Genomic DNA, 25,806 nt, shown 5'->3' on the forward strand with positions numbered 1-25,806 from the left:
TGCAAAATTCCTCGACGTACCAGTTTATGTACGTCTTCGTCGTTTTGCTGCGTCGCGCCTCGCTACGACCAAAAATTACTTCGTGTTCAAGTTGTCTCAGAAGCATTTGCTTCGTGAGTCAGCTTGTTTAGTATATCTTTTATAATCTCTCTTGTCAAGCACTTTTTAAAACATTTTATAAAAGTCTTGAAGTTGATTAAAAAGAAAATGGTGGGCAGGGATGGATTCGAACCATCGTAGCCTACGGCGACGGATTTACAGTCCGTTCCCTTTAACCACTCGGGCACCTACCCAATATAATATGGTGACCCAGGAGGGACTCGAACCCCCGACCCCTTGATTCGTAGTCAAGTACTCTAATCCAGCTGAGCTACTGAGTCATGTTAAAAAGGTTTGTTGCTAATCAGTGAAATGGTGGGCCCACCAGGACTTGAACCTGGGACCGACCGGTTATGAGCCGGTTGCTCTAACCAACTGAGCTATAGGCCCTTTATCTACTGATAGAAAATCTCGCACTGTTTAACCAATGCGAGAATCGCAATCATTATATGGAGCGGAAAACGAGACTCGAACTCGCGACCCCCACCTTGGCAAGGTGATGCTCTACCAACTGAGCTATTTCCGCACTTTTTATGTAGTTATCAGCAATCCCACCGCCTCGGTGTCTCGCTGACTGACAAAACATATTCTACTGTTTTCAGATATACTTGTCAACACTTTTTTATATTTTTTTCATTTTGTCCGATGTTGACAGATAACTTCATCTGAACAGGTTATCATTTTATTAATCATTAAAGGAGTCATTTACCCATTTTCCTACCTATAAAAATATTCATTACTGCACAGCATGATAATAGTATATATGCTTTCATCATCCTCACACGAAATCTAAAGTCCATATTTATCTTTCAGATTTGATTTACTAAGAATTCATAGCAAAAAATATTGTTTTTAAAAAGGATTTTACTGACCAATATAGAAGTATAAACTTAATATTACTTAAAGAATAAGGAGAATTTTATGGGCAATCTGCGAGTATTTGTGATAGACAATTCCATATCTTTTCAGAATGCCTTGGTTCAGAAGCTAAGCGACCTACTGCCAGCCGGCAGTATTATTGACAGTGCCACCCAGCCGGCAGAGGCTCAAAAGAAGCTGTCCGCCTTTAAGCCAACAGCTATTATCTTAAATCTGGCTTTGGGCGCTATGATGATAAATCAGGATAAGTTTCTGCCTATGCTGGTTAAACAACACCCAAATGTTCCTATTATAGTTTATGGCATATCAAATAATGTTTCCCAGACAGCCAAATTCCTTGGAGCTTCTGCTTATTTTAAAAAGCCTAGTTTCGGTGAGCCCACCCAGCCTTTTTTTGATGGTATCATAAAAGCCCTGCAGGACAACAGTGCCTCTGTCAGATTACCTCAAAAGCAGGCTGGTGTTGTCACGGCAACAAAAATTGCGCCACCTGCGCCAGCACGCCAGAGTTCACCTTCGCAAAGCTCCTCTACACCATCAGGTGAGCCTGTTATCAGCATACCAGCTGGGCATGGCACCATCGATCTTATTGCCATTGGAGCCTCCACCGGGGGAACGGAGGCTTTGTCCGCCATTCTCCCCGCCCTAAAGCCCCCACTACCGGGTATCGTCATTGTGCAGCATATCCCCCCTATGTTTTCACGGCTGTTTTCGGAACGTCTTAATGGGGTATGTGCCCTGACCATAAAAGAGGCTGCTAACGGAGATGTGGTAAAACCCAACCATGTGTATATTGCCCCAGGTGGCAAGCACATGTCAATTATTCGTCAAGGAAGTAATTATGTTATCGAGTGCAAAGCCGGGCCACCAGTACACAGTGTATGCCCTGCCGTGGATATACTCTTTGACAGCGTAGCTGACGTAGCTGGAAATAAGGCTATGGGAGTTATCCTAACGGGTATAGGTAAGGATGGCGCAGCAGGCCTTTTAAAAATGCGCAAAAAAGGCTCACCTACCATTGGGCAGGATGCGGCCACCTGCACAGTTTACGGTATGCCAAAGGTTGCCTTTAGTATGGGGGCAGTACAGCAACAATTGCCTCTTTCCAGCATACCAGAAGCTATACATAAGATTGCCAGATAAAGGAGCAGGACTATGGATAACAAAAGACATTTGTCAGCATTGAATATCTGGGGATTGTCCCTTGGCTGTGCCGTAGGCTGGGGTGCTTTTATGGTACCGGCCAATCTTTTTATACCTACGGCAGGTCCATTGGGCACCGTCATTTCCATGGGGCTTTCCACTGTACTTCTTCTCATTATTGCCTACAATTTTTCCCAGCTGGTCAATCGATATAATGACGATGGTGGAATCGTGGCCTATACACGCAACATATTGGGATATGATCATGCCTTTTTGGCTGGGTGGATTTTAATTATCGCCTACCTGTCTATCATGTGGGCAAATGCCACCGCCACCATTTTATTATCACGATTTCTGTTTGGGGATGTTCTCGCCTGGGGATATATGTATACCGTTGCCGGATTTGACATAAACTTCGGTGAGATTCTTTTCACATGGATGGTATTTTTCGTATTTGGTCTCTTTTCCTGCTACGGCGATATCCTCCGCAAAATTATAAACACCTGCCTGGCAGTGCTGTTTTTTGCTACGGTGGTAATGTTATTTGTTGCCCTATACATCTACACGCCTACTGATGTTTTTTACCCGCCTTTCCAGAATGTAACCTCCCCGGCTATGCAGATCTTTAGCATGGTCATGCTGGCGCCATGGATGTTCTTTGGTTTTGAGGCCGTCACCCATACAAGGAGCCTTTTTAATTTTTCCACCCGTAGGCTATTTCCTATTATGGCAGCCTCAATAGTGGCCGGCGGTATTATCTATGTTTTACTGGCCGCCATGGCGGTTATGGCTATTCCAGCGGAATTTTCCTCCTGGACCAGTTACATTGCCCAGAAAAATTCATTGGACGGTATAAAAGGGCTGCCGGTATTTAACAGCGTATACAATGTTTTCGGGCAGGAAGGTCTCGTTATACTGTTTCTTTCCATTCTTGCAGCCATATCCACCAGCCTTTTGGGTCTATACCGCATTACAGGTACAATTATCCAATATTATGGGACCCATAAAATATTGCCGGAATGGTTCAGCAAAGAGGCCAAAGATGGCACCCCACAAAATGGAATTATTTTCGTTATGTTAATTTCCATGCTGATTCCTTTCCTGGGGCGGGTATCGGTAGTTTGGTTATGCGATGTTATTACTGTTGCAGGTGCAATAGCCTATGGCTATGCTTCCTTGTGCTCCTATATCACCGCCCGGCGGGAGAATGATCAGCGTGGTAAATGGCTAGGTGGAATTGGCGTGGCTGTTTCCGCCATGTTTTTCTTCTTCCCTCTTATTCCTGGACTGCTGCTGGGTGGCTCATTGGAAACAGAATCCTATCTTATGTTATCAGGCTGGAGTCTTTTTGGATTTGTTTACTACTGGTATGTATTCAAAAACGACGAACAGCACCGCTTTGGTAACAGTACCTCCATGTTTATTATGATTCTTTTCCTTAACTTTTTCTCCAGCAGTTTATGGCTCCGTCAAAGGCTGGAGGGCTGGATAAGTATTATTCCTTCCGAATGGGAGTCTATTTCCTACAGTGAATTGGCCGCTGACAGCTTAGTAAAGGACAGCATGATGCAAATGCTGATGATTTTATTTATTTTACTGCTGATGGCAGATATATTTATCACCATAAAGAGGCGTGAAAAAAAGCTGTTTCAGACCTTTCAGCATCAGCATGAAATCAATCAGGCCAAAAATACCTTCTTGGGCAATCTTTCCCACGATATTCGCATTCCTATGGAAGCAGCTCAAACATCAGTCCATCTTGCTTTGGAAAATTGCACAATCTGTGCCGGATGTCCAGAAGAAAATTGTCAACGGCGAATCCCTGACCGCCTGACGGATTGTTTGGGTAAACTGGATACCCACAGTCAGCTTCTGGTAGGACTAATCGATAATATGCTTAAAAAAGGCAGTATTATGCACAATACGCACATGGATAAGATACCTATCGACTCCGTCACGGTGGATTTGCGGGAACTGCTCCAACAGATGAAAGACCTGTTTTCCCTGCAAATGCAGGAAAAAAACCTCTTTTTTGAAGTTTATCCTGTAGATTTACAGCACCCGATGGTGTTCTGCGACCGAATCCAGCTAAAACGCCTGTTAATCAATTTACTGAGCAATGCCTATGAGTATTGCTCAGCTAATGGTGGGGTTATGGTAACTTTAGTGGAAGTTTCATCCATGCCGGAAGGGGAACGAGCCCTCTACGGAGATTATGAATTTCATGTTCACGACACCGGTATTAACATCCCACCAATCATAGTAAAAAGCTTGACGGAGGATTATCACCCGGATTATAGCGACATGAGCGGCCTATATATTTCCCGCAGCATTGTACAGTCCATGGGAGGCACTATAGAAGTTGACTCTGCCTCGGAACAGCCTGGCAAGGATATCGTTGTAAAATTCACCCTTCCTATCGTAGCAAAGGAGATGTGCTTATGAATACGCCACAGGAAACCAACAAGGGACACCTGCTCACACTCCTTAATGTGTGGGGCCTGTCCTTCGGCTGTGCTGTCGGTTGGGGAGCTTTCATGCTGCCCGGCAATCTTTTTCTGCCCAACGCAGGCCCAGTAGGAAGTATATTGGCCATTATTCTTGGTGGCCTGATTATGCTGATTATTGGGTCCAATTTCTGTATGTTGGCTGGAAAAATGCAGGATAGCGGTGGTTTTTTCGCCTATACCCGGGAAATTATGGGTCATGACCATGCTTTTCTTGCTGGCTGGGCCCTTATCATTACATATCTGTCAATTATGTGGGCCAATGCCACTGCCGTAATTGTACTGGTTCGCTTTACCATTGGGGATGTGCTTCAATGGGGTTTTCACTACCAAGTGGCCGGTTTTGACGTTTATGGTGGTGAAATCATTGCTACCTGGGGAGTCATTATTCTCTTTGGTTTATTTTCCGCCTTTGGAGGAGGGATAAAACAGGCCGCCAACACCATACTTGCCTTTATATTAATTGGTGGAATTGTCATCCTATTCTGTGGGGTACTGGCCATGAGTCCACAGCACGCCAGCTTTTATCCTGCCTTTGCCCCTGATGTAGGCGGTACGCCATTTTTGCAGTTGCTGAGTATATTGATGGTAGCACCATGGATGTTCTTTGGCTACGAATCCATAACCCATGGCAGCCAGCAGTTCCACTTCCCAACCCAATACATGTTTCCTCTTATTATTGCAACCGTTGTGTCCACTGTATTGGCTTATTGCTTACCAATCGCAATTGCCGTTATGGGCATTCCGCCGGAATATCACGGATGGAATGAGTATATCAACAACCTGGGCAATCTGGAGGGGCTCAAAGCATTACCTTTGTTTTACAGTGTGAAATCCCTTTTGGGAAGCACGGGTTTAGGCATTTTGACAGCAGCCATCCTCGCCGGTATTCTTACCGGGATTATCGGTCTGTATCGGGGAGCCTCCTATTTGCTGCAGGCCATGGCTCAGGATAATCTCCTGCCAGCGGCAATAGCCGAAGAAACCAAGGATGGCACTCCCCGCAATGCTATTATCTCAATTATGATAGTATCACTGCTTATTCCCCTGCTGGGCCGTACAGCCATTGTGTGGCTGGTGGATGCCATTACCATAAGCGGTTCCATCGCTTATGCCTATGTTTCCCTTTGTCGCTACCGGGAGGCCACAGTAAGTAAGGATTCAGCTGGAAAATTCCTTGGTATCACCGGTTTTATTATCTCCATATTTTTCTTCTTCTGCCCGATAATTCCAAACCTGCTGATTGGCACCACCCTGAATACAGAGTCGTATTTACTGTTGGCGGTGTGGAGCATTATAGGGCTTATCTATTACTGGTACATCTTTAAACATGATAAACATGACCATTTTGGCAAGTCCTTTTCCATGTGCACCGTGTTATTGTTCTTAAATTTCTTCACTTCCTCCTTATGGCTGCGGCAAATGATGGTAACCAAGCTGCCTCTCCTGCGCCAAAGTGGGTATGCCGCCATCCATGAGGTGCTTAATACCAGCAGTATTATTCAGATTGTAATTATCATCCTTATCCTTGTCTTTATGGGTGATATCTTTACTATCATGCGACAACGAGAATATCAGCTAAATATTAAGGTACAGGAAGAACAGCATACCAGCCAGGTAAGAAATTCCTTCCTTATTGGCATGACCCACGATATTGGGCTGATGATGCAATCCATAATGAGCTATGTGAGGTTGGCCAGAAATACTGGCAAGGAATATGAGACCATAAAGGGCAATTGTCCCCAGGACAGGTTGGACAGTCTATGGCAGGCCCTTCGCCATACAGATTCCGTAAGCCACTATTTCCTCAACCTTGTGAGAGAAATGGGGTTGGTAGAGCAAATAACCTCCAACCATCTGGTATTGTATCCAAGAGCCACAGACATTCACTATAGTCTCCAGCAGGTCAAAAACATCTTTGTTATTCAAATGCAGGATAAGAATCTGGATTTTCAGGTTGATTCAAGCCAGCTGGATAATTCCTATGTATATTGTGACGAAAATCGAATCCAGCGAATGCTGCTAAATCTAATCAGTCTTGCCTACGATGTGAGCCCTATGGGAGGCAAAATATCCGTATCGGTTACTCAAAAGGGCTTTGCTCATCGACGGTTGGAAAATAAAGGTGAGCTTGGTGTTTCTTCCCGATTATGTGCTGATTATGAGCTAAAGGTTAATTTTACCGCCGACAAGGAACGCATGGATAAACTAAGTATGGATCAGCGAATATCCATAACCAAACACCTTGTAAACCTAATGGAGGGAGCATTTAGCATAGAAAGCTCCCCAGCCGCCCAAACAGAGATGAGCATTCAACTCACTCTTAATCTAGCAAAACAATCCGCCGTCTCTTACACAAAATATGAAAGTATGGCATAGCGAAGATCTTGCCAGAAATTTCGCCCATGTAGTTGTGTTCCTGCCACACGAAAAGCTCCCCTGTAACACCATCAAAGGCGTTGCAGGGGAGCTTCTTATTTTGCTTGTTATTTTGTTTAATACTGGATAATGGTCTATGCCTTAAATTTACCTACAGCAGTCTGTAAGCTGTGTGCCAACTGGGACAGAGCCTCACTTGCGGAAGCAATTTCTTCAGCCGCAGCAGACTGTTCCTGAGCTGCTGCCGAAACACTTTCCATATCCGTTGCTACCTGACGGCTGTTTTCAGAAATCTTGTTGGAACGGGTACGAACATTTTCCGTATCGCCGGAAACAACCTTCAGGTCATCACTCATGCCCTTAGCCTTTTCAGCTACAGCGTCCGAAGCCTCCAAAATTCTATTAAAGGATTCTTTAAGCTGACCAACAGAAGCGGTACCTTCTTTAACAGCAATGTTACCCTTTTGCATGGAATCAACGGCATCGATGGTATCACTCTGAATAGCACTGATAAGGTCTGCAATACGCTTGGCAGAATTTTGTGATTCCTCAGCCAGCTTACGAACTTCATCAGCTACAACGGCAAAGCCACGACCATGCTCACCTGCTCTGGCAGCCTCAATTGCTGCATTAAGAGCCAGCAGGTTGGTCTGATCGGCAATACCGGAGATAGCCTCTACAATCTGGCCAATTTCCTGAGAACGCTTGCCCAGCTTATCTACAGTCATAGAGGAGCTGTTAACTATTTCTTCCACGCTGACAATCTTATTTACTGCATCCTCAATGGCATCGCTGCCTTCCTGAGCCTGCTTGTGGGAATCCAATACGTTTGCTGTCACATCACTGGCCGTATGATTAAGATTATCAATGGAGTGCATTGTATTATCAATGGATTCCATGGCCATTTCAACATCGCTCTGCTGCTCAATAACAGCACTGGCCGAACTGCTGACACGCTGAGCCACCTGCTCGGAGGCCAACGCACACTGATGGGCTGTAGCAGTAAGCTCCTGGGAGGAAGCTGCCAGCTGCTCCGTGGAACCAATAACCTTCTGTATAAGATTATTAACCGTGTTACGCATATCACGAACTGCAACTTCCATGTGGCCGAATTCATCACCACGTTCTACTTCACCGATAAGGCCATCATTGCGGAAATCACCATTGGATAACTTATCACAAACCCGAATAACCAAATTCAATGGTCCGGTAATCTGAGAAGTAATAAAGGCAATGAAAATCGTCAGGACAACGATAATAACCACGCAGGTAATAATCATGTTGCGAATGGCTGCCTTGACTCCATCTTCTCCTTTTACCAGAGCTTCCTCGGCCTTTTCCATGTTCAGCTTCTGAACTTCACCTAAATCGTTACTCATGCTGACTGCCAATGGCATAACTTCTTTTTCATAATAGTCCATAACTGCCCGGCGGCTCGCCTCATCGGTAACCTGCATTTTCATCAATTCGGAAGACCTTGCTTTAAAGTTCTCATAGTCGCTCCGCACCTTGGCCGCCATGGAGGCACGCTGTGGGTGATTTGAGTTCAGACGCTCATATTCCTGCATGCACTGTTCCGACTCTTCAATATTGCTGTTATACTTGGTCATGCGATCCTGCCTTCTGGTAGGGTCGATGGTAAAAGGCATCAACGATGCCTGAACCTGCATTACACGAGTATCATTTCTCACACGCGCGCAATAGAAGATACCCATGGTATGCTCTCTATAGAGTGCTTCCATATCTTCCTGAGCAGAACGTAAATACACATATCCCAATATTCCTACGAATACTGTAGCCACAAAGGCCAGCGCCCCAATTAGGGCCAACTTGTACTTTACACCAATATCCTTAAAACTCATTCATGACACCCCCTATATATTCATTCGTCCTTTTAACTATATCCGCAGCTAAAAAATCTAATGTTACAGGATATATATGGATTTATTTCTACACTAATATAAAAATTCCTTTTCCAATATGAATTTTTTCTGAAAAGCTTCCATCCTTATCCTAATATTTCCTGCAGTGTGGCAAGGGTCTTTTCCACATCAATAGGTTTTGCCAAATGAGCATTCATTCCCACGGCAAAGGCCTTTTCCTGATCCTCCTTGAAAGCATTGGCCGTCAGGGCCACTATTGGAATCTTCGAACGGGCACCATCCGCCAGTCGCCGTATTTTCTCAGTGGCACCGTAGCCATCCAGATTTGGCATCTGAATATCCATAAGAATCAGGTCATAATACCCTATATCGTGCTTCATCAGCATATTGAAGCATTCAATACCATCCACTGCCCTTTCCACCTCAAAGCCGGCGTCCTCCAAAACAAAGGTGGCAATTTCTGCGTTAAGGTCGTTGTCCTCTGCCATGAGAATACGCTTTCCGCTAAAGTCAGCCTTTTCCTCATCGTTTTGGTCATTTTCTTCCGACGACGGCAGCTCACCTATACGGTGTGGTGTAGAAATAATAATTTCTGTACCCACTCCCAGCTCACTATTGACCTTAATAGTGCCCTTCATTTTATCCACAAGGGACTTAACTATGGCCATGCCAAGGCCCGTGCCCTGGATACCGCTCTGGGTACTGTTACGATCCCGGGAGAATTGTTCAAAGATATGGGTGACGAATTCCTTGGACATACCAATACCAGTATCCTGTACCCGGATTTCCAAAATACACTCCCCATCGGTATCTCCCGGCAACTCCTTAACCGTAACATAGATATTCCCCCCATCTGGGGTATATTTCACCGCATTGCTGATAACATTCATTACCACCTCTGACATGTGAGTACCATCAATGTACAAAAATCGGTGCTGTATATCAAAGGATGATGTCAGGGTGAGATTCTTCTTCCTCATATCACCCTCAAACATTATCAGGCAGGAATCAAACAGCTCATTGGCATCAGTTATTTCCTCTTCAATGAACATATTTTTGTTTTCAATCCGGGCCATTTCCAAAATACTGTTCAAAATATCCAATAATTGATGGCTGGCATTTTTTATCTTTTGCCGATATTCAGTATTTTTGGCTATATTGTCCGGATCCCGTTCCCCCAGCTCCGTGAAGCCTATTATGGCATTTAACGGAGTACGGATATCGTGGCTCATGTTGAACAGGAAGGTAGACTTGGCTTTATTGGCTGCCTCAGCCGCCTCTATGGATTCCTCCAGCTTGGTCTGCTGCTCCTGTAGCAGAGCATTTAAAGCCTTGGTTTCCATCAGATGAGTCTCCGTCTCAGAAGCGTACTCCTCAAGGCGGGCCTGCCGATCCTGTAATTCATTATTAAGAACGGAAATCTCCTCCACCTTGTCAGACAATTCCATACGATGAGCCTCAGATTCTGCAAGATGTTCCCTGTTCTTCCGATTTTCCCGTATAACAAAGTAGAAAATCACCGAAAAGAACAACATCAGTCCCAATAACGGAACCCATATATTATTTTTGAAGAAATTTAGTAAAGATACCTCATGCTTTGGCATGTAGCTGTAAGCATGGGTCAGGGCAAAATCATCATCTATCAGACTAAGTCCATGGTTTATGAGCCGAATAATTTCCGGATTTGTAGTAAGCCCGGCAAAGCCAAGATCCACATCATTAGTCAGCTGAGCTGTATTTAAATCCTTGTAGCTTTCCTTCCGCCGCAGCAGATACTCTGTTCTGAGCTCACTGACGATAATAACATCTGCCTCGCCCCGTTTAACGGCATCCATACAGTCATCAATATCATCAAAATACAGGACTTCATTCTTAGGATAAAATAATTTTCTGAATGGATCCATGATACCATTGCGGCGGGATATGGCAATCCGGGCCCGGCTCATATCAGGGTAGGCTCCGGCATATAAAATATTAAAATTGGAATTTACCACCGGCTCACTGGTGATAATATCATGCTGCTCAGAAATCCAGGCATTGGACAAACCTGGAAAAACCACATCCACTTCCTGATTGTGCAGGGCATTTATTAATTCCTCGGCTGTAGAATAACCAATATATTCAATCTTAATGTCCGCATCCCCAAGAACTCTGAATATCTCCGGCACAATATCCGTAATAACACCTACAACATTACCACTTTTATCTTTGGCACTGTACGGAAGAAACGTCGTTAAATACCCAACCTTAAAGGTATCATGCTCCGCCAGCCATTTTCGCTCATTCGGCAGCAGGGTGGTAGTCAGAACGGATTTTTTGAACCATTTTCTGGACAGGTCATTTAGAAAATGGGGATTTTCCCGATTCATCAGCTCCTGGGATTTGTTTAAATCCTCCAAAATATCCGGCCGTGCCTTATTTGCCACCAGATAATAAGCACTGGAGCCCACGTCGGCAAACACTTCAATCCCCACATCTGGGAAGGTACCGTCACTTTCAGCCATCATAATATCAATTTGTCCGTCAATAATGGCCTCGTCCCGTTCCTTTATATCACCGAACTCTATCAGCTGGGCACTTAGATTATGCTCCGCCAGATACTGATTTACCACACCAACCTGTGCCCCTTTTAGGACACCAATTCTCTTGCCATTTATGGTGGAAAGCTCCGAAGTAATCTGGCTGTTGGAGGACAGCTTTAGGAAATAATACTTGGTATTCCCCATGGCATCCCGGGGATAGTTAATGATGGAAGCCCGCTCCGGCGTGTAGGCCAACCCAGCCAACAGGTCTATTTCCCCGTTTAGCAGCTTGCCATATAGCTTGCCATAAGAGCCGTATACATATTCATATTTCCAGTTGTTGTATAATTTCAGACGCTGCAAATAATCATAGGCATAGCCGTCCTTAGTCATATCAACCGTCGCCCCAATCTGGAATGGCGGATTTTCATAATAACCTATACGGACGATTTTTTCATTATTGGCCACCGCCGGTGTAATCGGCATACTTTTAAATGCCCCCAGCAGGCAGGATAATATGGTAATAAGACAAAAAATATTCTTTAGCGTAATATATTTAAAAAACAATTTATGTCCACGACGCACTTCAATGCACCCCTCAGGTTATCCTCAAAAAAGTAATAGCTATACTTTTTTTCTTATTCTCCATTTAAAAGAATAACTCCTGCATTTTCTTTAATTTATGCTAAAAAAAATTGTAAAAAAAAGCCCCTGCCAAAACGGCAGGGGCATAATATTCTGGTGCTGACAGCCAGGATCGAACTGGCGACCTTCGGGTTACGAATCCGATGCACTACCAACTGTGCTATGTCAGCAACACTATGTAATTATACTCCATGGTCATTGAGGTTTCAATCTCTTTATCAGAATTTTTCCAATCTCTTTTTGGTCTGTTCGTTTACCTCGGAGCTTTTTAGCTTCATCAAGGTGTTTTCCATGGTCGTTGTGAGCTGGAAATCAGACTTCCTCCACTTATCGACAGTATTCAAGGCAATATTTCTGGTACCAATAACCGGAGAATAAAGGCCCGCACAAATGAGCCTTTCGCCCTTGCCCGGTACTGACTGTAAGCCCTGAATAACATAGGAAAGAATGCCATAATCAGCAAATCTCTCGTCATTGCCCATTTCATTTTCAGGACCGGAGGCCATATCCTCCAAAGGAAGTTCATCCTCAAAAAGCTCAATTATCTCATCAACATACTGTTTTTCAGGCAACAGCAGATCAATAATATCATACTTAGTCTGCCATTCATGGCGCAGAGTATCCATTGCGCGAGCAGCATAATCAAGGCCAAGAGCCTTACCAAGATAGAAGCCCTCGCCGCCATCCATAGATGCTTCAACGCAATCAATACATTCCTTAGAATCAAGGATAGAACCGGCACTCTTTAAGAGATTGTCTTTTTCTGCCAGCTCCCCCTTCTCCAGAAAATCACGGATATCAAAAATATTGCTGTAATCTTCCAGGTCCTCAGCATATTTATCAGCAAGCTTTAAATATGCACCCAAAAGCTCATTGGATTTTTTGTATTTGTTTAAACCAGGAACCGGATTATCCTCCAAAGATGCACCAATCAGCTCACCAGCCAACTGGAAATCCTCCTTGGTTGCATTATCTCCTACCAGTCTATCCAGGAGACCGCCTCTTTTAATGGCCACGATGGCAGAATATTCCGGCATAATCTCATTTCTCCAGCCCTCATTTAACAGCCACTGAGCCATCTCATCGTTTTCTGGCTTCAGCATACTTACTGCATGAATTCTGCCCCATCCTTTAAGACGCTTTGCCACGGAATAAATCAAGGCATTGCCATCCTCAAAGGAGCTTAACAGGAACAGACAGAACAGGGTCAGCTCCTCAGAAGCTGCCAATACCAAAAGAATATCCTTCAGCTCCTGGGTTTCCTCTCGATCCAGAAGCTCCAAAATGGTAATGGCAAACTTTACGGATTCCACATCCTCGCTCTGTACCAAAAGAGTCATACAAAAGCGTCCCAATGCCTCCGGAGATAGCTTTTCCGGGTGATCAAACACCCAATCCTGAAGAGCATCCATTACTGGCAGCATCACACCACCATTCTGGAAATGAGTAATCAGTGCATTTGCCGAATCCTTAAACCGTTCCTGGGAAGCCATTTCCAGCACCAGAGTCAGCGCACTGATATCTGGATTCTTGGTAGGGCCCATATGATAACGCACTGTTCCATCTATGGCACCATCTGCAAAACGAAGGCCCTGCTCCGGCATCTGACGCAATACAAAATCTTCAGGCAATGTGCCATCAGGCAGCAGTGCTTCCTTAATTCTGTTATAAATTGATAAATTCTCTGACATCGTATATTCCCCTTGTATACCCATAATATGATTTTAATTATTCCACATTACTCTTGTTATGACGGCTCACCTTAAAGCGATATCCTGCATAAAGAATGCACAGCCAGATAGGAAGGGCAATAACTGCCAGTCTCATATCTGGAATCTGTGTCATCATTACGATTACGCCTACCAAAAAGGCAAGGCTCACATAATTGGTCAACGGATAAAGAATGGATTTAAACTTGGAATGGACACCATTTTCCTCGCAATACTTTCTGAATTTCATGTGAGTCAAAGTAATGCATACCCAGTTGATTACTGCTGAAATGACCACCACTGCAAAAAGATACATAAAAATCTGGCTTGGGAATAAATAATTCATAACCACAATAATCAAGGTAATACATGATGATACCAAGGTTCCCACTATTGGCACTCCACGGGCAGACAGCATCATAAACACCTTAGGTGCGTCTCCCTTTTCTGCCAATCCATAAAGCATACGGGCATTACTGTAAATAGCAGAGTTATAAACTGAAACCGCCGCTGACAATACCACAAAGTTCAAAATATGAGCTGCCGCAGGAATCCCCACATTGTCGAAAATCTGTACAAAGGGTGATGATTCCATGCCCACCTGATTCCAAGGCCAGAGGCACATCAGCACAAACATGGTGCCCACATAGAATATCAAGATTCTCCAGATAACCTGATTAATTGCCTTGGGAATGGAGCGGTCAGGATCCTCTGCCTCGCCGGCTGTAATCCCCAAAAGCTCAATTCCGCCATAGGAAAACATAACCACTACACAGGCCATAGCCAAACCCCAAACGCCGTTTGGCATGAAGCCACCATAGTTCCACAAATTACTAATATTGGCTGGATAGCCCAATGGATTGGTAATAATTAAATATGCTCCCAAAAAAAACATACTGAGAATAGCAACTACTTTTACAAGTGCCATCCAAAATTCAGTTTCGCCGTAAGCACTTACATTGACCAGATTAATTGCAGTAATAACAATAAGACAAATAAGTGCCGATAACCACTGGGGCACATCTGGCCACCAGTAATTCACATATATACCAACGGCAGTAATCTCTGCCATACTTACCATGATATAGCAATACCAATAATTCCAGCCTGCCAAAAATCCAGGAAAGCCCCCCCAGTATTTAGTGGCATAATAGCTGAAGGAACCTGCCACTGGCTCATGCACTGACATTTCTCCCAGCATTCGCATAATGAAATAAATAACTATGCCACTAACCAGGTATGCCAGCATTACTGACGGTCCAGTCAGGGCAATAGTTGAGGCTGAACCGTAAAAAAGCCCTGTACCGATAGCACTCCCCAGTGCCATCATTTGCAGGTGCCGGTTCTTCAAACCTCGTTTAAGATTCTTGCTTTCCATAAACACAACTCCTAATATTGAACATTTTTCCATATCCATTTTCCTGTGGATATTGTTAATAACTTATTCACAAGATAACCTATTTTGTGAATAACTCAGTGGATAACCCTGTATTACAGCTATGCTTTTGTCAACTTTTCACTTTTTTCTGTGGATAAATATGTGACAAATGACAATCAGTATTATAACATATTTTCAGATTGGAAATAAATAACCTCTTGCTGTATACATCATCATGTGATTTAATTACCTCAGAGGTGACTATTATGGAGGAAAATAACAATCAGCAGCTTATCGATATGGCCCATGGCATGCAGGAAGATATAAAAATGAAAATGTTGGAAATGATTCAGCAGGCCGCCAGTCCCTATGACATACTTTATGAGGTAGCCAACTTTCTGGAGGATGTTTCTGCCGAAAGGGGCTATGCACAGCATATCATCGACAACATTCACACCGTTTACGGCATTGCCCTTAAGGAGAAGAAACCTCTGGAGGACGAAATAAAGGATATCGAGGACAGAGCGGATCGCATCCGCAAATCCCTTGAAAGTGGTAAATTCTCCGATGAGGAAAATGCCAGAATGGACTTTGCCATTAAGGCACACCAACGAAAAGTTGAACAGTTAAAGGCATTGCTTTAACTCATTAAGCATAAAAATAACAGGGACTGTTATGGCCCCTGTTTTTTTATACTTTAAATAAGCTTTTCAAATTCTTCCACTGTAATCGGTTGAGAGAAAAAGTACCCCTGCACCCAATTGCATCCTATTGATTTAAGGAAATTCGCCTGATCCCTTGTTTCAACCCCTTCTGCAATGGTATGGATATTTAAGCTACGGGCCATCTGCACCATAGCACTGAGAATATTGCCCCCCCTGCCTGTCTGGTCCGTACTTCTTAGAAATTCCATATCCAGCTTCAGTATATCAATATGTATATCCTTCAGCATATTCAGTGATGAATATCCACTGCCAAAGTCATCCATAAGAATCAGGAATCCCTCACTTTGGAGTTTTTCCGTAACCCCCATAATCATTCTCGGATCATCGGTATATGCTGACTCTGTTATTTCCAGCTCCAATAAATACTTAGGGATTTTATACTTCGCTGTAAGTCCTACCAACACATTTACTAGCTCCGGGTCATATAAATCTATGCGGGAAACATTTACAGATACAGGCTTTACATTTTTCCCTGCATCAATCCATCTTCTAAGGCACTTACAGGTTTCTTCCCAAATAAAACGGTCCACAGCGTAAACAGAACCATTCTTTTCCAAAACCGGGATAAACAAAGATGGCAACACGTAAGAGCCATCAGCCTTAATCCAGCGTACCAATGCCTCAGAGCCCATAATCTGCTCAGTTTCCAAATCATATTTGGGCTGAAGGAACAGCTTAAACCCTCCATGCTCCAGAGCCGCATCAAATTCATTGACTATTTGCTGCTCCAGCAGCATTTGGTCACGCATCTTGTTATCATAAACAAAATAAGGGGTTACATGATTGCCCTTTGCCTGATTTAGGGCCATATTAGCACGCTCTATCATTGTCTTTACAGGAATGCTCTTGTCATCCACATGATAAAGTCCAAAGGTCAGCACAGTATGGTGAGATATTTCAAAGCTGTTAGCCACAATCTGCATAGTATAGATGAGCCGCTCTGCTTCCCCTTCTACTGCCTCAAAGCACATCACAAAATTATCCGCATACAGCCTGGCAGAAAGACACAGCTCCAAATCAATACTTTTTAAAAATCCCGCAATATAATTAAGCAGCTTATCCCCCTGCTGCTCACCAAACACTTCATTAATTACCTTAAAGCGCTCAATATTTATACGGAGAATATCAAATGACTTATCTGGATAATCTGTCATCATGTCTGCTGCCCGACTGCAAAAGGCCTCACGATTCAAAAGCCCCGTGGCGCCATCATAGGATGCCAGAAAATCCAAATCACTCACGGCTCTCTCAGTCAATACCTTGTATGTTCTCTCCCTATCATAATCCAGAGCCATATTGACGCCATTAATCATGAAACCATCAGGCACCATCCGGTACATGGTAGTAATATTTAAAAGCAGCAGCTTTCGTTGCTGGAGGCTGGTCATAATAACATGTGACTCTATTGAAAGCTGCCCTTCCCTGACAAACTGGCGGCTGCGAATCTTACTGATATTACATGGAGCAAGGCGCTCATACTCTCCCTGAAGAAAGCGCTTTACCTCCCAGCTGCCACGAGAGTAATAATGCCCAGAAGGGCTAAAGCCGATAACATTTTCATCCAATACGTCCGCTATGGCATCAACAACGCCTTCAGTAAAAAGCCGCTTTATTAATTTTTCTGTCGCTTTTTGAAGATTATCTATCTCTACTCTTAACGCCATATAGAAACCCCATTTATATAAACGCACAATTCAATCGATAATCTATATTTTAAAACAAATAAAACTTTTTATCAATATTGTATTCTTACAAAGAATTATTACGAAAATCAACTGTTTACACAAATAGAAAGCGGGGAATAGTAAAGGCCGTTGTTACCCTTACTAATCCCCGCTTTCTATTGCCTCCATTCAGGAAACAATCTCCGGTTTTAGTTCAATATGTACACCTCTACTACACCACGGCCAAAGTTTATTGCCTCACGGTAAGTATTCATGCACAAGTCTATTCTATTGCCTCGGATAGCTCCGCCAGTATCTGCGGCTACTGCCATTCCATAACCTGGAATAAACACGCGACTTCCCAGCGGTATCACATTTGGATCAACAGCGATAACTCCATGCTGTGCAACCATGCCAGTAGCAGTTATACCGCTGCCGCCACCGTCACTTGGAATATATGCTGTAGCTTCCATCTTCATATGACTCTTATAAGTCATGGACCCCTGTGGGGTATTTACTACATTTACCGGAACAACTGGTACATCAGTTACCTTGATGTGCATACCAGCTACAACGTCTGTTTCTCCGGGCTTATCAATCTTATATCTGTTACCTACATAACCAAGCTCTATCATAATGTCATCCACAGTGGCATTGGCAGTAATCAATTCTTTCTGCTCGCCCTTGTATTCGACAACAACTGGTACAGCTCTTCTGATGTGGATGACCTCGTCACCATTTTCATCAGCAGTTACTTTGTATATATCCTTTTCATTTCTGGTAACACCAGCCTGAGTAAGGATATTGTCCACAACGTGATATGGAGTGCTCAGCTCGATACGCTGACCATCCACTGAAATTGTTACATGCCTGTGAGACACAAAGCCTGTTACCATTGTCATCACAGCCAGTAAGCCAATGCAAATCAGGAACCGGATATCCCGGATACATCGGACATGGAACTTATCATAATTCATTAAATTCCTCCCTTTGTTTTAAAAACATGTTTGTAAGTATATCAGCAAAAAATAGCCTTGTCAAATTTTTAAAATTCACAATCACCACTTTTGGGGTAATATTATACTCCAAATATGAAAAAAATATGAAAAAACGGCTGCAAAATGACAGCCGTCTCCCACATTAGTATATTTTTGCCCTTTTAGACCTATTTCAGCCTTGTGTACAGTGCCTTTGCATTAATTGTAGTTTGCCTTGCAACAGTCTGATAATCAATGCCCTTCAATTCAGCCAATTTTTCCGCAACATACCTTACAAAAGCCGGTTCATTCCTCTTTCCACGCATGGGCGAAGGTGCCATATAAGGACAGTCAGTTTCCACCAAAATTTTTTCCAGAGGAATTTCTTTTACAATTTCCGGAAGCTTGGCGGCATTTTTGAAGGTCAACGGTCCATCTACCCCAATATACCAGTCCATTTTAACCAGCTCTCTGGCTATTTCCAGGCTTCCTGAAAAGCAATGCATCACTCCACGGATTCCCTTGCCTTCTTTTTTTAGAATTTCCATGGTATCACCGTGGGCATCACGATTGTGTACACACACCGGTAAATGCAGCTGTCTGGCCAGGTCCAGCTGCTGAATAAAAATACGTTTTTGCAGAGCTCTTTTGTCCCCATCCTTTTCCCAATAATAATCCAATCCAATCTCGCCAATACATACAACTTTATTATTTTTTGTCCAAATTGCCAACTTATCAAAATCATCCTTTTGCATCTCAAAGGCTTCCTCGGGGTGAACCCCCACTCCTGCATAGCAAATATCATACTCCTGAGCCAACTGCAGAACGCATTTGGAGGATTCCATAGTATCCCCCATATTTATGATTCCTCCAACTCCATTCTCTTTTGCGTTGGTAATAATTTTTCCTCTATCCTGGTCAAATTTTTCACTATTTATGTGTGAATGTGTATCAATTATATAATTTTCCTTCATCCTTATATATTTCTCCTAATAAGCTTAATAATTTAACTTTATAACGCCATTGTTCAAATTTTTCTTCTTTATAAGAAAAATCTTCCAATTAGCGTTTCCCTTACAGGACTAGCTTCGCGTCGCAACGAGCTGGGAGATATACCCGCCAGCTGTTGCAGTTTGTTTCCCCAACTTAAAGAATAAGGGGACATCTTAAAGCTCGTTATATTTTACTTTAGTTACAACATTTTTTCATGTTATTTCCTATTTACTTTAGTTCCCACATTTTAATTAATCTCTACTATATAAATAAGGGTTGCCACCAAAAAGCAGCAACCCTATAAAAATTATTTATCGAACAATACTGCCTACAGGCATATCAACAGTAACAACCTCCAGCTCATCGCCCTTGGTTGCAGCAAGAATCATTCCCTGGGATTCTACCCCACGGAGCTTGGCAGGCTTTAAATTCATCACGAGAATAACCCTTTTGCCAATAAGTTCACTTATCTCATAATGCTTGGCAATACCTGATACCACCTGTCTCTTTTCAGTACCAGTGTCTACGATTAGCTTCAGGAGTTTATCAGCCTTTGGTACCGGCTCTGCCTCAACAATTTCCACCACCTGCAGCTTCACCTTGCCAAAATCATCGATGGTAATGAAGCCATCAGCAGGAGCTTCCTGCTTTTTCTCTGCCTTTTCCTTCTTTGACTGCTTTTCCTTCTTAGGAGTCTGGGCCTGAGCCTTGTCCTCCGCATCAAGCTCAATACGTGGGAACAGCTGCTGAGCCTCACCGATATGCATTCCCGCAGGTGTGCCGCCCCAAGTCTTAATGTCATCCAGACGTACATCCTTGAAGTCACCAGGAATATTCAGCTGCTGCCAAACCTTTTCAGCAGTTACAGGCATATACGGAGCAATCATTACGCTGATAATACGCATAGACTCAATGAGATTGTACATAACATTGGCCAGCTCCTGCTTTTTGGATTCATCCTTCGCCAAAGCCCATGGAGCTGTCTCATCAATATATTTATTGGCTCTGCCAATAAATGACCATACAGCCTTTACTGCATTGCTGATTTTCATGTCAGCCATGCCTTCCTCAAAGGCCTTTACTGCATCCATGGCATCACTAATAAGGGACTCATCAATTTCAGACTTGCCCTGTGGGGCCAATACCTCACCATTCTGGAACTTACCAACCATGTTAAGGCTGCGGTGGAGCAGATTGCCCAAATCATTTGCCAAATCGGCATTTATACGCTGTACCAACGCCAGCTCAGAGAAGTTACCATCCTGTCCCAAATTGATTTCACGGAGCAGGAAGTAACGGATAGCATCAGGACCGTATTTTTCAATCAGCTCAATAGGGTCAATCACATTGCCCAAGGACTTGGACATTTTTGTGCCGTCCACAACCAGCCAACCATGGCCATAAATCTGCTTAGGCAATGGTAAATCCAATGCCATAAGGATACAAGGCCAAATAATAGAATGGAAGCGGACGATTTCCTTGCCTACAAGATGAATATTGGCTGGCCAGAATTTTTCAAATTTCTCCGGATCATCAAGAAAGCCAATAGGTGTCAGGTAATTTGTAAGTGCATCAAACCATACATAAATAACGTGCTTCTCATCAATTGGCACAGGAATCCCCCAGTCAAAGGATGTACGGGAAATACAAAGATCATCCAGCCCCTGCTTAATAAAATTAATCATCTCATTACGACGGGATACTGGCTGTATAAAGTCAGGATTATCCTCAATGTGCTTTAAAATCTTATCTGCATATCTGGACATCTTAAAGAAGTAGGCCTCCTCAGCCACTTCCTTAACAGGGCGTCCGCAATCTGGGCAACAGCCATTTTCATCCAGCTGAAGCTCTGTCCAAAAGCTCTCACATGGAGTACAGTACAGTCCCTTGTAAGAACCCTTGTAAATATCCCCCTTGGCATAAACACGACGGAATATCTCCTGAACCACCTTCTCATGGCGAGGCTGGGTGGTACGGATAAAATCATCATTGGAAATATTCAGCAGCTTCCAGAGATTCTGAAAGCCGGCCACAATTTTATCAGTGTATTCAATAGGCTTAATTCCCTCTGCCTCTGCTTTTTCCTGGATTTTCTGGCCATGCTCGTCGCTGCCTGTAAGGAAGAACACATCTTCACCGGCCAAACGATGAAAACGTGCCACAGCGTCAGCAATAGTGGTGCAATATGCGTGGCCAATATGCAGCTTGGCACTTGGATAATAAATTGGGGTAGTTATATAAAAACTCTTGTTACTCATGAAATAATTCCTCCTATAATTATTAAGCCTTCCCCTCCGGGGAAGGGGGACCGCTACAATGAGAAGCTGGTTCTGTAAGAGCGGTGGATGAGGTATTCAGCAGTGCCTGATAAACATCACGGCGACTGATACCTAGCTTCTTTGCTGTTTCCCGCATGGCGTCCTTATGTCCCATGCCTTCCGCCTCCAGCCTGGCCACCATTTCCACTGGTGAAAGCTGTTGTTCCGGCTCAGCTGCGACTTCATTTTCTGCGTCGAAGCCTTCTATAATAATGACGAACTCACCCTTAGGGTCATGTTCATCATAATACCCTGCCAGTTCCCCCAAGGTTCGTCGATTGAATTCCTCAAAGGTCTTAGTAAGCTCTCTGGCCGTTACAGCCCTACGCTGAGGACCCAAAGCCTTAATCAAATCACTGAGGGTTCCCTTTAAATGGTGAGGCGCCTCATAAAAAATCAGAGTCTCAGGACTCTGGTTAATACGTTCCAACAACTCCCGCCGTTTTTTGCCGGTCCTTGGCAAAAAGCCATAAAAGGTAAAGGCGGTGGTATCAAGGCCGGAGCATATAAGGGCAGACAATGCGGCATTGGCTCCCGGCAGTGGGCTCACATTAATACCCGCTTCAATAGCCAGCATAGCCAAATGAGCTCCTGGGTCAGAAATCCCTGGCAATCCTGCATCACTGATACACACTATGGTATCCCCCGCCAGCATTTTCTCCACCAATTCAGGACCTTTTTCCAGCTTGTTATGTTCATGATAGCTGGTCAAGGGGGTATGGATATCAAAGTGGGACAGCAGCTTGCGTGAATGCCGTGTATCCTCAGCGGCAATAAGGTCCGCCTCCCCCAATATCCGCACACTTCTGTAGGTCATATCCTCCAAATTGCCAATAGGAGTTGCCGACAAATACAGCATACCTATTTTGTTATTACATTCCTCTGACATAAATGTGTCATTCCTTTATCCTAATCCCGTTTAATGTTGTAAATTCGTAATATTTCATCAGTGTATCCGCCATCTTCCTTATGGACCATAAGAGGAAGCTCTGCCTTCATGCCTCCCGGCACTGCCCCCACGATGCCCTCAATAAGCATAAGATTTGAAGGCTTGCCGGGCTTAGGCTGTACCAGCTGCAGCCGCTTCACCTCTATCTGATTTTCGTGCATGGCCACAATGATTTCCCCTAGCCGCTCCGGCAGATGAACCATGGCAAACTTTCCGCGAAATCTCAAAAGATATCTGGCAGCCTTCACCACATCATCAAGGGTAGCTGTTATCTCATGCCGTGCTCTGGCCACACCATCCTCAGCACTTAAAGTGCCCTGATTAAGCGGTCGGTATGGCGGATTTGCGATAACACAGTCAAAGGACTCCGGCGGATAAAGCTCTCTGATTTTGCGATAGTCCCCTTGACTGACGGTAATCTTGTTCTCCAGATGATTCAGCTTTACATTACGCTGGGCCAGCTCTGCCATGACTGGATTCAGCTCCACGCCGTGAACCTCCTTAACCTCATCGGCTATTAAAAGAGGCATCACCCCAGTACCAGTGCCCAAATCAAATACCCGCCAGTTTTTATGGTACTTGGGATAATGAGCAAGGAGCACTGCATCAATAGAAAAGCAGAATTCCTTAGTATTTTGGATTATTTTCCTGCCACCCAAAAGTAAATCATCCAAGCGTTCATCAGGCCCCAGCTCTATTTCCATATCGCCAAGGCCCTCTTCATTAAATATCATCTTCGTCCTTCTCGATTACATCCTCCCAGGAGGCCACAATAGTCTTGCTGTTATCCAGCAGGATGGTGGCCGTACGGCGTTGCTGGTTGAGATTAATAACCTTGCCCTCACCTTCAGCTGTAACCACCTTGCTACCCTGAGTTGGTGGCTTAACCTTAACCCGCTTCTGAGACTTGCCACAGTAGCACTCATTTTCATACTTCAGACAGCACATAAGGCGACCACAAATACCGGAAATTTTTGTAGGGTTAAGTGACAAATTCTGTTCCTTGGCCATACGTATGGATACAGGCTCAAATTCTCCCAAGAAGGTATGACAGCAAAGGGAACGACCACAGCAGCCGATACCCCCCATGAGCTTGGCCTCATCCCTTACTCCAATCTGTCGGAGCTCAATACGTGTGCGGAACACTGCAGCCAAATCCTTTACCAGCTCCCTGAAATCGATACGTCCATCAGCTGTAAAGTAGAAAATTATCTTATTTACATCAAAGGTATACTCCACCTGCACCAGCTTCATAGGAAGGCCATGGGCTTTGATTTTCTCCTCACAGATACCAAAGGCCTCCTGCTCCTTCTGGCCATTGTCAATAACCTTATTCTTGTCTGCCTCGGTGGCCTTGCGCAGCACTTCCTTCAGAGGCAATACCACATCACTGTCCGGCACCTCCCTTGGTCCGATTACAGCTGTGCCGTACTCAACACCTCTGGCAGTCTCCACAATAACATCATCATTTGTTTCAATCTCCAGCTTTCCTGGACTAAAATAATATATCTTTCCAGCCCGCTTAAAGCGAACACCTACTACTGTCTGCACCTTAATCCTCCAATAATGTTTTAACCTTTATAATAAAGCTTTCCACCATCAGCTGTGGATTGACACTGTATCTAAGTCTGCCCTGATACTCCCGCACCAGCTTCAATATGGCAATCAGCTGATTCTGTGTAAGCTGTCCTGTCAATATGTTAATTCTTGAAATATCTGTCTGATTGTAAAGGGTAACCTCACTGCCACTATAAAGCACCAGCTGATCACGAACAACCATAGCCAAAAAGCCAAACCATTGTCTGAGCTTTAGTTTGTCTTTTTTCCCCATAGCACCAAGGCTTTTACCTTCATTCCAAACCTTTTCCATATCCAGATCGCCACTGGCACAAGCCCCGAAAAAATCCACTGCAGATTTCTGCAGTGAAGCACCTTCCTCATCATTGAGGAGCATAGCCTGACGGATACTGCCATCGGCAAAGGTGGACAAATAGTTGGCCTGATGCAACGGGATCCCCTGTTTTACCAGTACAGAGCTTATATCCTCAGGACTTAATCCCGCAAATTCCTCCCGCATACATCGGGAAATGATGGTATCCAGAAGAGCCATTATAGAATTGGTGACCAAAATAAAATAAATCTGCCCTCCAGGCTCCTCGATAGTCTTTAAAAGGCTATTAGCCGCCGCATCATTCATGGTCTGGGCATCGTCGATAATCACCGCCCGAACCTTGGACATGATAGGCACTCTGGCAATCTTCCCCTGCATTTCACGGATTAAATCAATAACTATAGTGCCATTGCCGTTTTTGACCTCCGGCTCCACAGTGAAAAAATCAGGATGGGTTCCCGCCATAAGAGCCTTACAGGAAGGACACTGACCACAGGCACTGCCATCCACCGGTTGATGGCATAAAAGAGTGGCTGCCATAGCCTGGGCAGCCAGCTTCTTACCTATACCATCAATGCCGCAAAACAACATGGAATGGGGCACCATATCTTCCCTGCAAAGGGTTTTCAAACGCTCAATATTTGATTTGTGACCTGTAATATTATCCCAAGAAATATTCATTACATATATAAATCTACCAGCATACCACGAATAGCATCATGACTAGCCACCACATCAAGCTGATCCGACTGGCCCAGACGAATTTTCTCCGCCATGTTTTCCAGCTCAGTATCAATCTTTCGTACTGTGGTGTACACCTTCTGACGGCCCATGCGGTCCCAACCGGACTGAGTGCTTACATCATACATCTGGCTTACCACAGTGCCCACGAAATTTTTGATGAGGCTGCGATATTCAATAAGCTCATCATAGGTTGGGGTCTTGGTAAGTTTGGCACCCTGCTCATCAATCTGATCAAGAAGACGCTGTAGCTGTTCATGGGAAGCACTGCTTCGCTGATCCTCGAACTCAGAGGAAAAATCAGACTCCATGGCATTGGCTTTTCTGTTGGAGCTGCTACCCATGGCAGGCATTGTTCCTCTAGTTCCTAAGCCTTCTATTTTCATATTTATCACCTGTCATCC

At 44.1% G+C, this 25,806-nt stretch carries 17 protein-coding genes and 5 tRNA genes; 4 read left to right on the forward strand and 18 right to left on the reverse strand.

The window, feature by feature from the left end:
* Positions 1-208: 208 nt before the first annotated feature.
* From B6K08_RS09930 to B6K08_RS09945, 4 genes are all read right to left on the reverse strand, one after another.
* Positions 209-293 (reverse strand) — tRNA-Tyr (locus B6K08_RS09930).
* A gap of 9 nt (positions 294-302) precedes the next feature.
* A tRNA-Arg gene (locus B6K08_RS09935) sits at positions 303-380 on the reverse strand.
* 32 nt (positions 381-412) lie between these two features.
* Positions 413-489 (reverse strand) — tRNA-Ile (locus tag B6K08_RS09940).
* Positions 490-549: 60 nt separating this feature from the next.
* Positions 550-625: transfer RNA gene (locus B6K08_RS09945), tRNA-Gly, on the reverse strand.
* Positions 626-1,020: 395 nt separating this feature from the next.
* Between B6K08_RS09945 and B6K08_RS09950 the strand changes: the two genes are divergently transcribed.
* From B6K08_RS09950 to B6K08_RS09960, 3 genes are read left to right on the forward strand one after another with little or no spacing between them, the layout of a single operon-like run.
* Positions 1,021-2,121 (forward strand): chemotaxis protein CheB, encoded by a 1,101-nt coding sequence (locus B6K08_RS09950; protein WP_039205654.1) that lies wholly within the window; start codon positions 1,021-1,023, stop codon positions 2,119-2,121.
* Between the two features lie 12 nt (positions 2,122-2,133).
* Positions 2,134-4,566 (forward strand): amino acid permease, encoded by a 2,433-nt coding sequence (locus B6K08_RS09955; RefSeq protein ID WP_039205655.1) that lies wholly within the window; start codon positions 2,134-2,136, stop codon positions 4,564-4,566.
* Entirely contained in the window at positions 4,563-7,007 is a 2,445-nt protein-coding gene (locus B6K08_RS09960; RefSeq protein WP_080326057.1) for an amino acid permease, read from the forward strand. Before B6K08_RS09955 ends, B6K08_RS09960 begins: the two co-directional genes overlap by 4 nt.
* 134 nt (positions 7,008-7,141) lie before the next feature.
* Here the strand turns inward: B6K08_RS09960 and B6K08_RS09965 are convergent, their stop codons facing one another.
* From B6K08_RS09965 to B6K08_RS09985, 5 genes are all read right to left on the reverse strand, one after another.
* Entirely contained in the window at positions 7,142-8,869 is a 1,728-nt protein-coding gene (locus tag B6K08_RS09965; protein WP_080326058.1) for a HAMP domain-containing methyl-accepting chemotaxis protein, read from the reverse strand.
* A gap of 146 nt (positions 8,870-9,015) precedes the next feature.
* Positions 9,016-11,898, reverse strand: a complete 2,883-nt coding sequence (locus B6K08_RS09970; protein ID WP_143254902.1) for an ATP-binding protein — start codon at positions 11,896-11,898, stop codon at positions 9,016-9,018.
* A 253-nt stretch (positions 11,899-12,151) separates the two neighbouring features.
* Positions 12,152-12,227, reverse strand: a tRNA-Thr gene (locus B6K08_RS09975).
* A gap of 48 nt (positions 12,228-12,275) precedes the next feature.
* On the reverse strand, positions 12,276-13,748 hold the full coding sequence (locus B6K08_RS09980) for a hypothetical protein (protein ID WP_080326060.1): 1,473 nt from the start codon (positions 13,746-13,748) through the stop codon (positions 12,276-12,278).
* A gap of 37 nt (positions 13,749-13,785) precedes the next feature.
* The gene (locus B6K08_RS09985) at positions 13,786-15,144 is read right to left on the reverse strand and encodes an amino acid permease (protein WP_080326061.1); all 1,359 of its coding nucleotides are present in this window, start codon (positions 15,142-15,144) and stop codon (positions 13,786-13,788) included.
* A 266-nt stretch (positions 15,145-15,410) separates the two neighbouring features.
* On the opposite strand from B6K08_RS09985, the gene B6K08_RS09990 reads away from it, so the two are divergent.
* A complete protein-coding gene (locus tag B6K08_RS09990; RefSeq protein ID WP_080326062.1) occupies positions 15,411-15,788 on the forward strand; it encodes a hypothetical protein in 378 nt (125 codons plus the stop codon).
* 53 nt (positions 15,789-15,841) lie between these two features.
* On the opposite strand, the gene B6K08_RS09995 is transcribed toward B6K08_RS09990, so the two are convergent.
* From B6K08_RS09995 to B6K08_RS10035, 9 genes are all read right to left on the reverse strand, one after another.
* A complete protein-coding gene (locus B6K08_RS09995; protein ID WP_080326063.1) occupies positions 15,842-17,533 on the reverse strand; it encodes a putative bifunctional diguanylate cyclase/phosphodiesterase in 1,692 nt (563 codons plus the stop codon).
* Between the two features lie 209 nt (positions 17,534-17,742).
* Positions 17,743-18,510, reverse strand: a complete 768-nt coding sequence (locus B6K08_RS10000) for a G5 and 3D domain-containing protein (protein WP_080326064.1) — start codon at positions 18,508-18,510, stop codon at positions 17,743-17,745.
* A 188-nt stretch (positions 18,511-18,698) separates the two neighbouring features.
* Positions 18,699-19,484 carry a TatD family hydrolase gene (locus tag B6K08_RS10005; protein WP_080326065.1) on the reverse strand — a complete coding sequence of 262 codons (786 nt, stop codon included), beginning with the start codon at positions 19,482-19,484 and terminating at the stop codon, positions 18,699-18,701.
* Positions 19,485-19,814: 330 nt separating this feature from the next.
* Entirely contained in the window at positions 19,815-21,761 is a 1,947-nt protein-coding gene (metG, locus tag B6K08_RS10010; RefSeq protein WP_080326066.1) for a methionine--tRNA ligase, read from the reverse strand.
* 22 nt (positions 21,762-21,783) lie between these two features.
* On the reverse strand, positions 21,784-22,710 hold the full coding sequence (gene rsmI / locus B6K08_RS10015) for a 16S rRNA (cytidine(1402)-2'-O)-methyltransferase (RefSeq protein ID WP_080326067.1): 927 nt from the start codon (positions 22,708-22,710) through the stop codon (positions 21,784-21,786).
* A 20-nt stretch (positions 22,711-22,730) separates the two neighbouring features.
* A complete protein-coding gene (locus B6K08_RS10020) occupies positions 22,731-23,504 on the reverse strand; it encodes a tRNA1(Val) (adenine(37)-N6)-methyltransferase (RefSeq protein ID WP_234985344.1) in 774 nt (257 codons plus the stop codon).
* Positions 23,494-24,321, reverse strand: a complete 828-nt coding sequence (locus B6K08_RS10025) for a PSP1 domain-containing protein (protein ID WP_080326068.1) — start codon at positions 24,319-24,321, stop codon at positions 23,494-23,496. Before B6K08_RS10025 ends, B6K08_RS10020 begins: the two co-directional genes overlap by 11 nt.
* A gap of 1 nt (position 24,322) precedes the next feature.
* Positions 24,323-25,342 carry a DNA polymerase III subunit delta' gene (gene holB / locus B6K08_RS10030; RefSeq protein ID WP_080326069.1) on the reverse strand — a complete coding sequence of 340 codons (1,020 nt, stop codon included), beginning with the start codon at positions 25,340-25,342 and terminating at the stop codon, positions 24,323-24,325.
* The gene (locus tag B6K08_RS10035; protein ID WP_027397596.1) at positions 25,342-25,794 is read right to left on the reverse strand and encodes a YaaR family protein; all 453 of its coding nucleotides are present in this window, start codon (positions 25,792-25,794) and stop codon (positions 25,342-25,344) included. The genes holB and B6K08_RS10035 overlap by 1 nt, the downstream gene beginning before the upstream one ends.
* Positions 25,795-25,806: the final 12 nt, after the last annotated feature.

The sequence above is a fragment of the Anaerovibrio lipolyticus DSM 3074 genome (assembly GCF_900141865.1).
Classification (GTDB): Bacteria; Bacillota; Negativicutes; order Selenomonadales; family Selenomonadaceae; genus Anaerovibrio; species Anaerovibrio lipolyticus.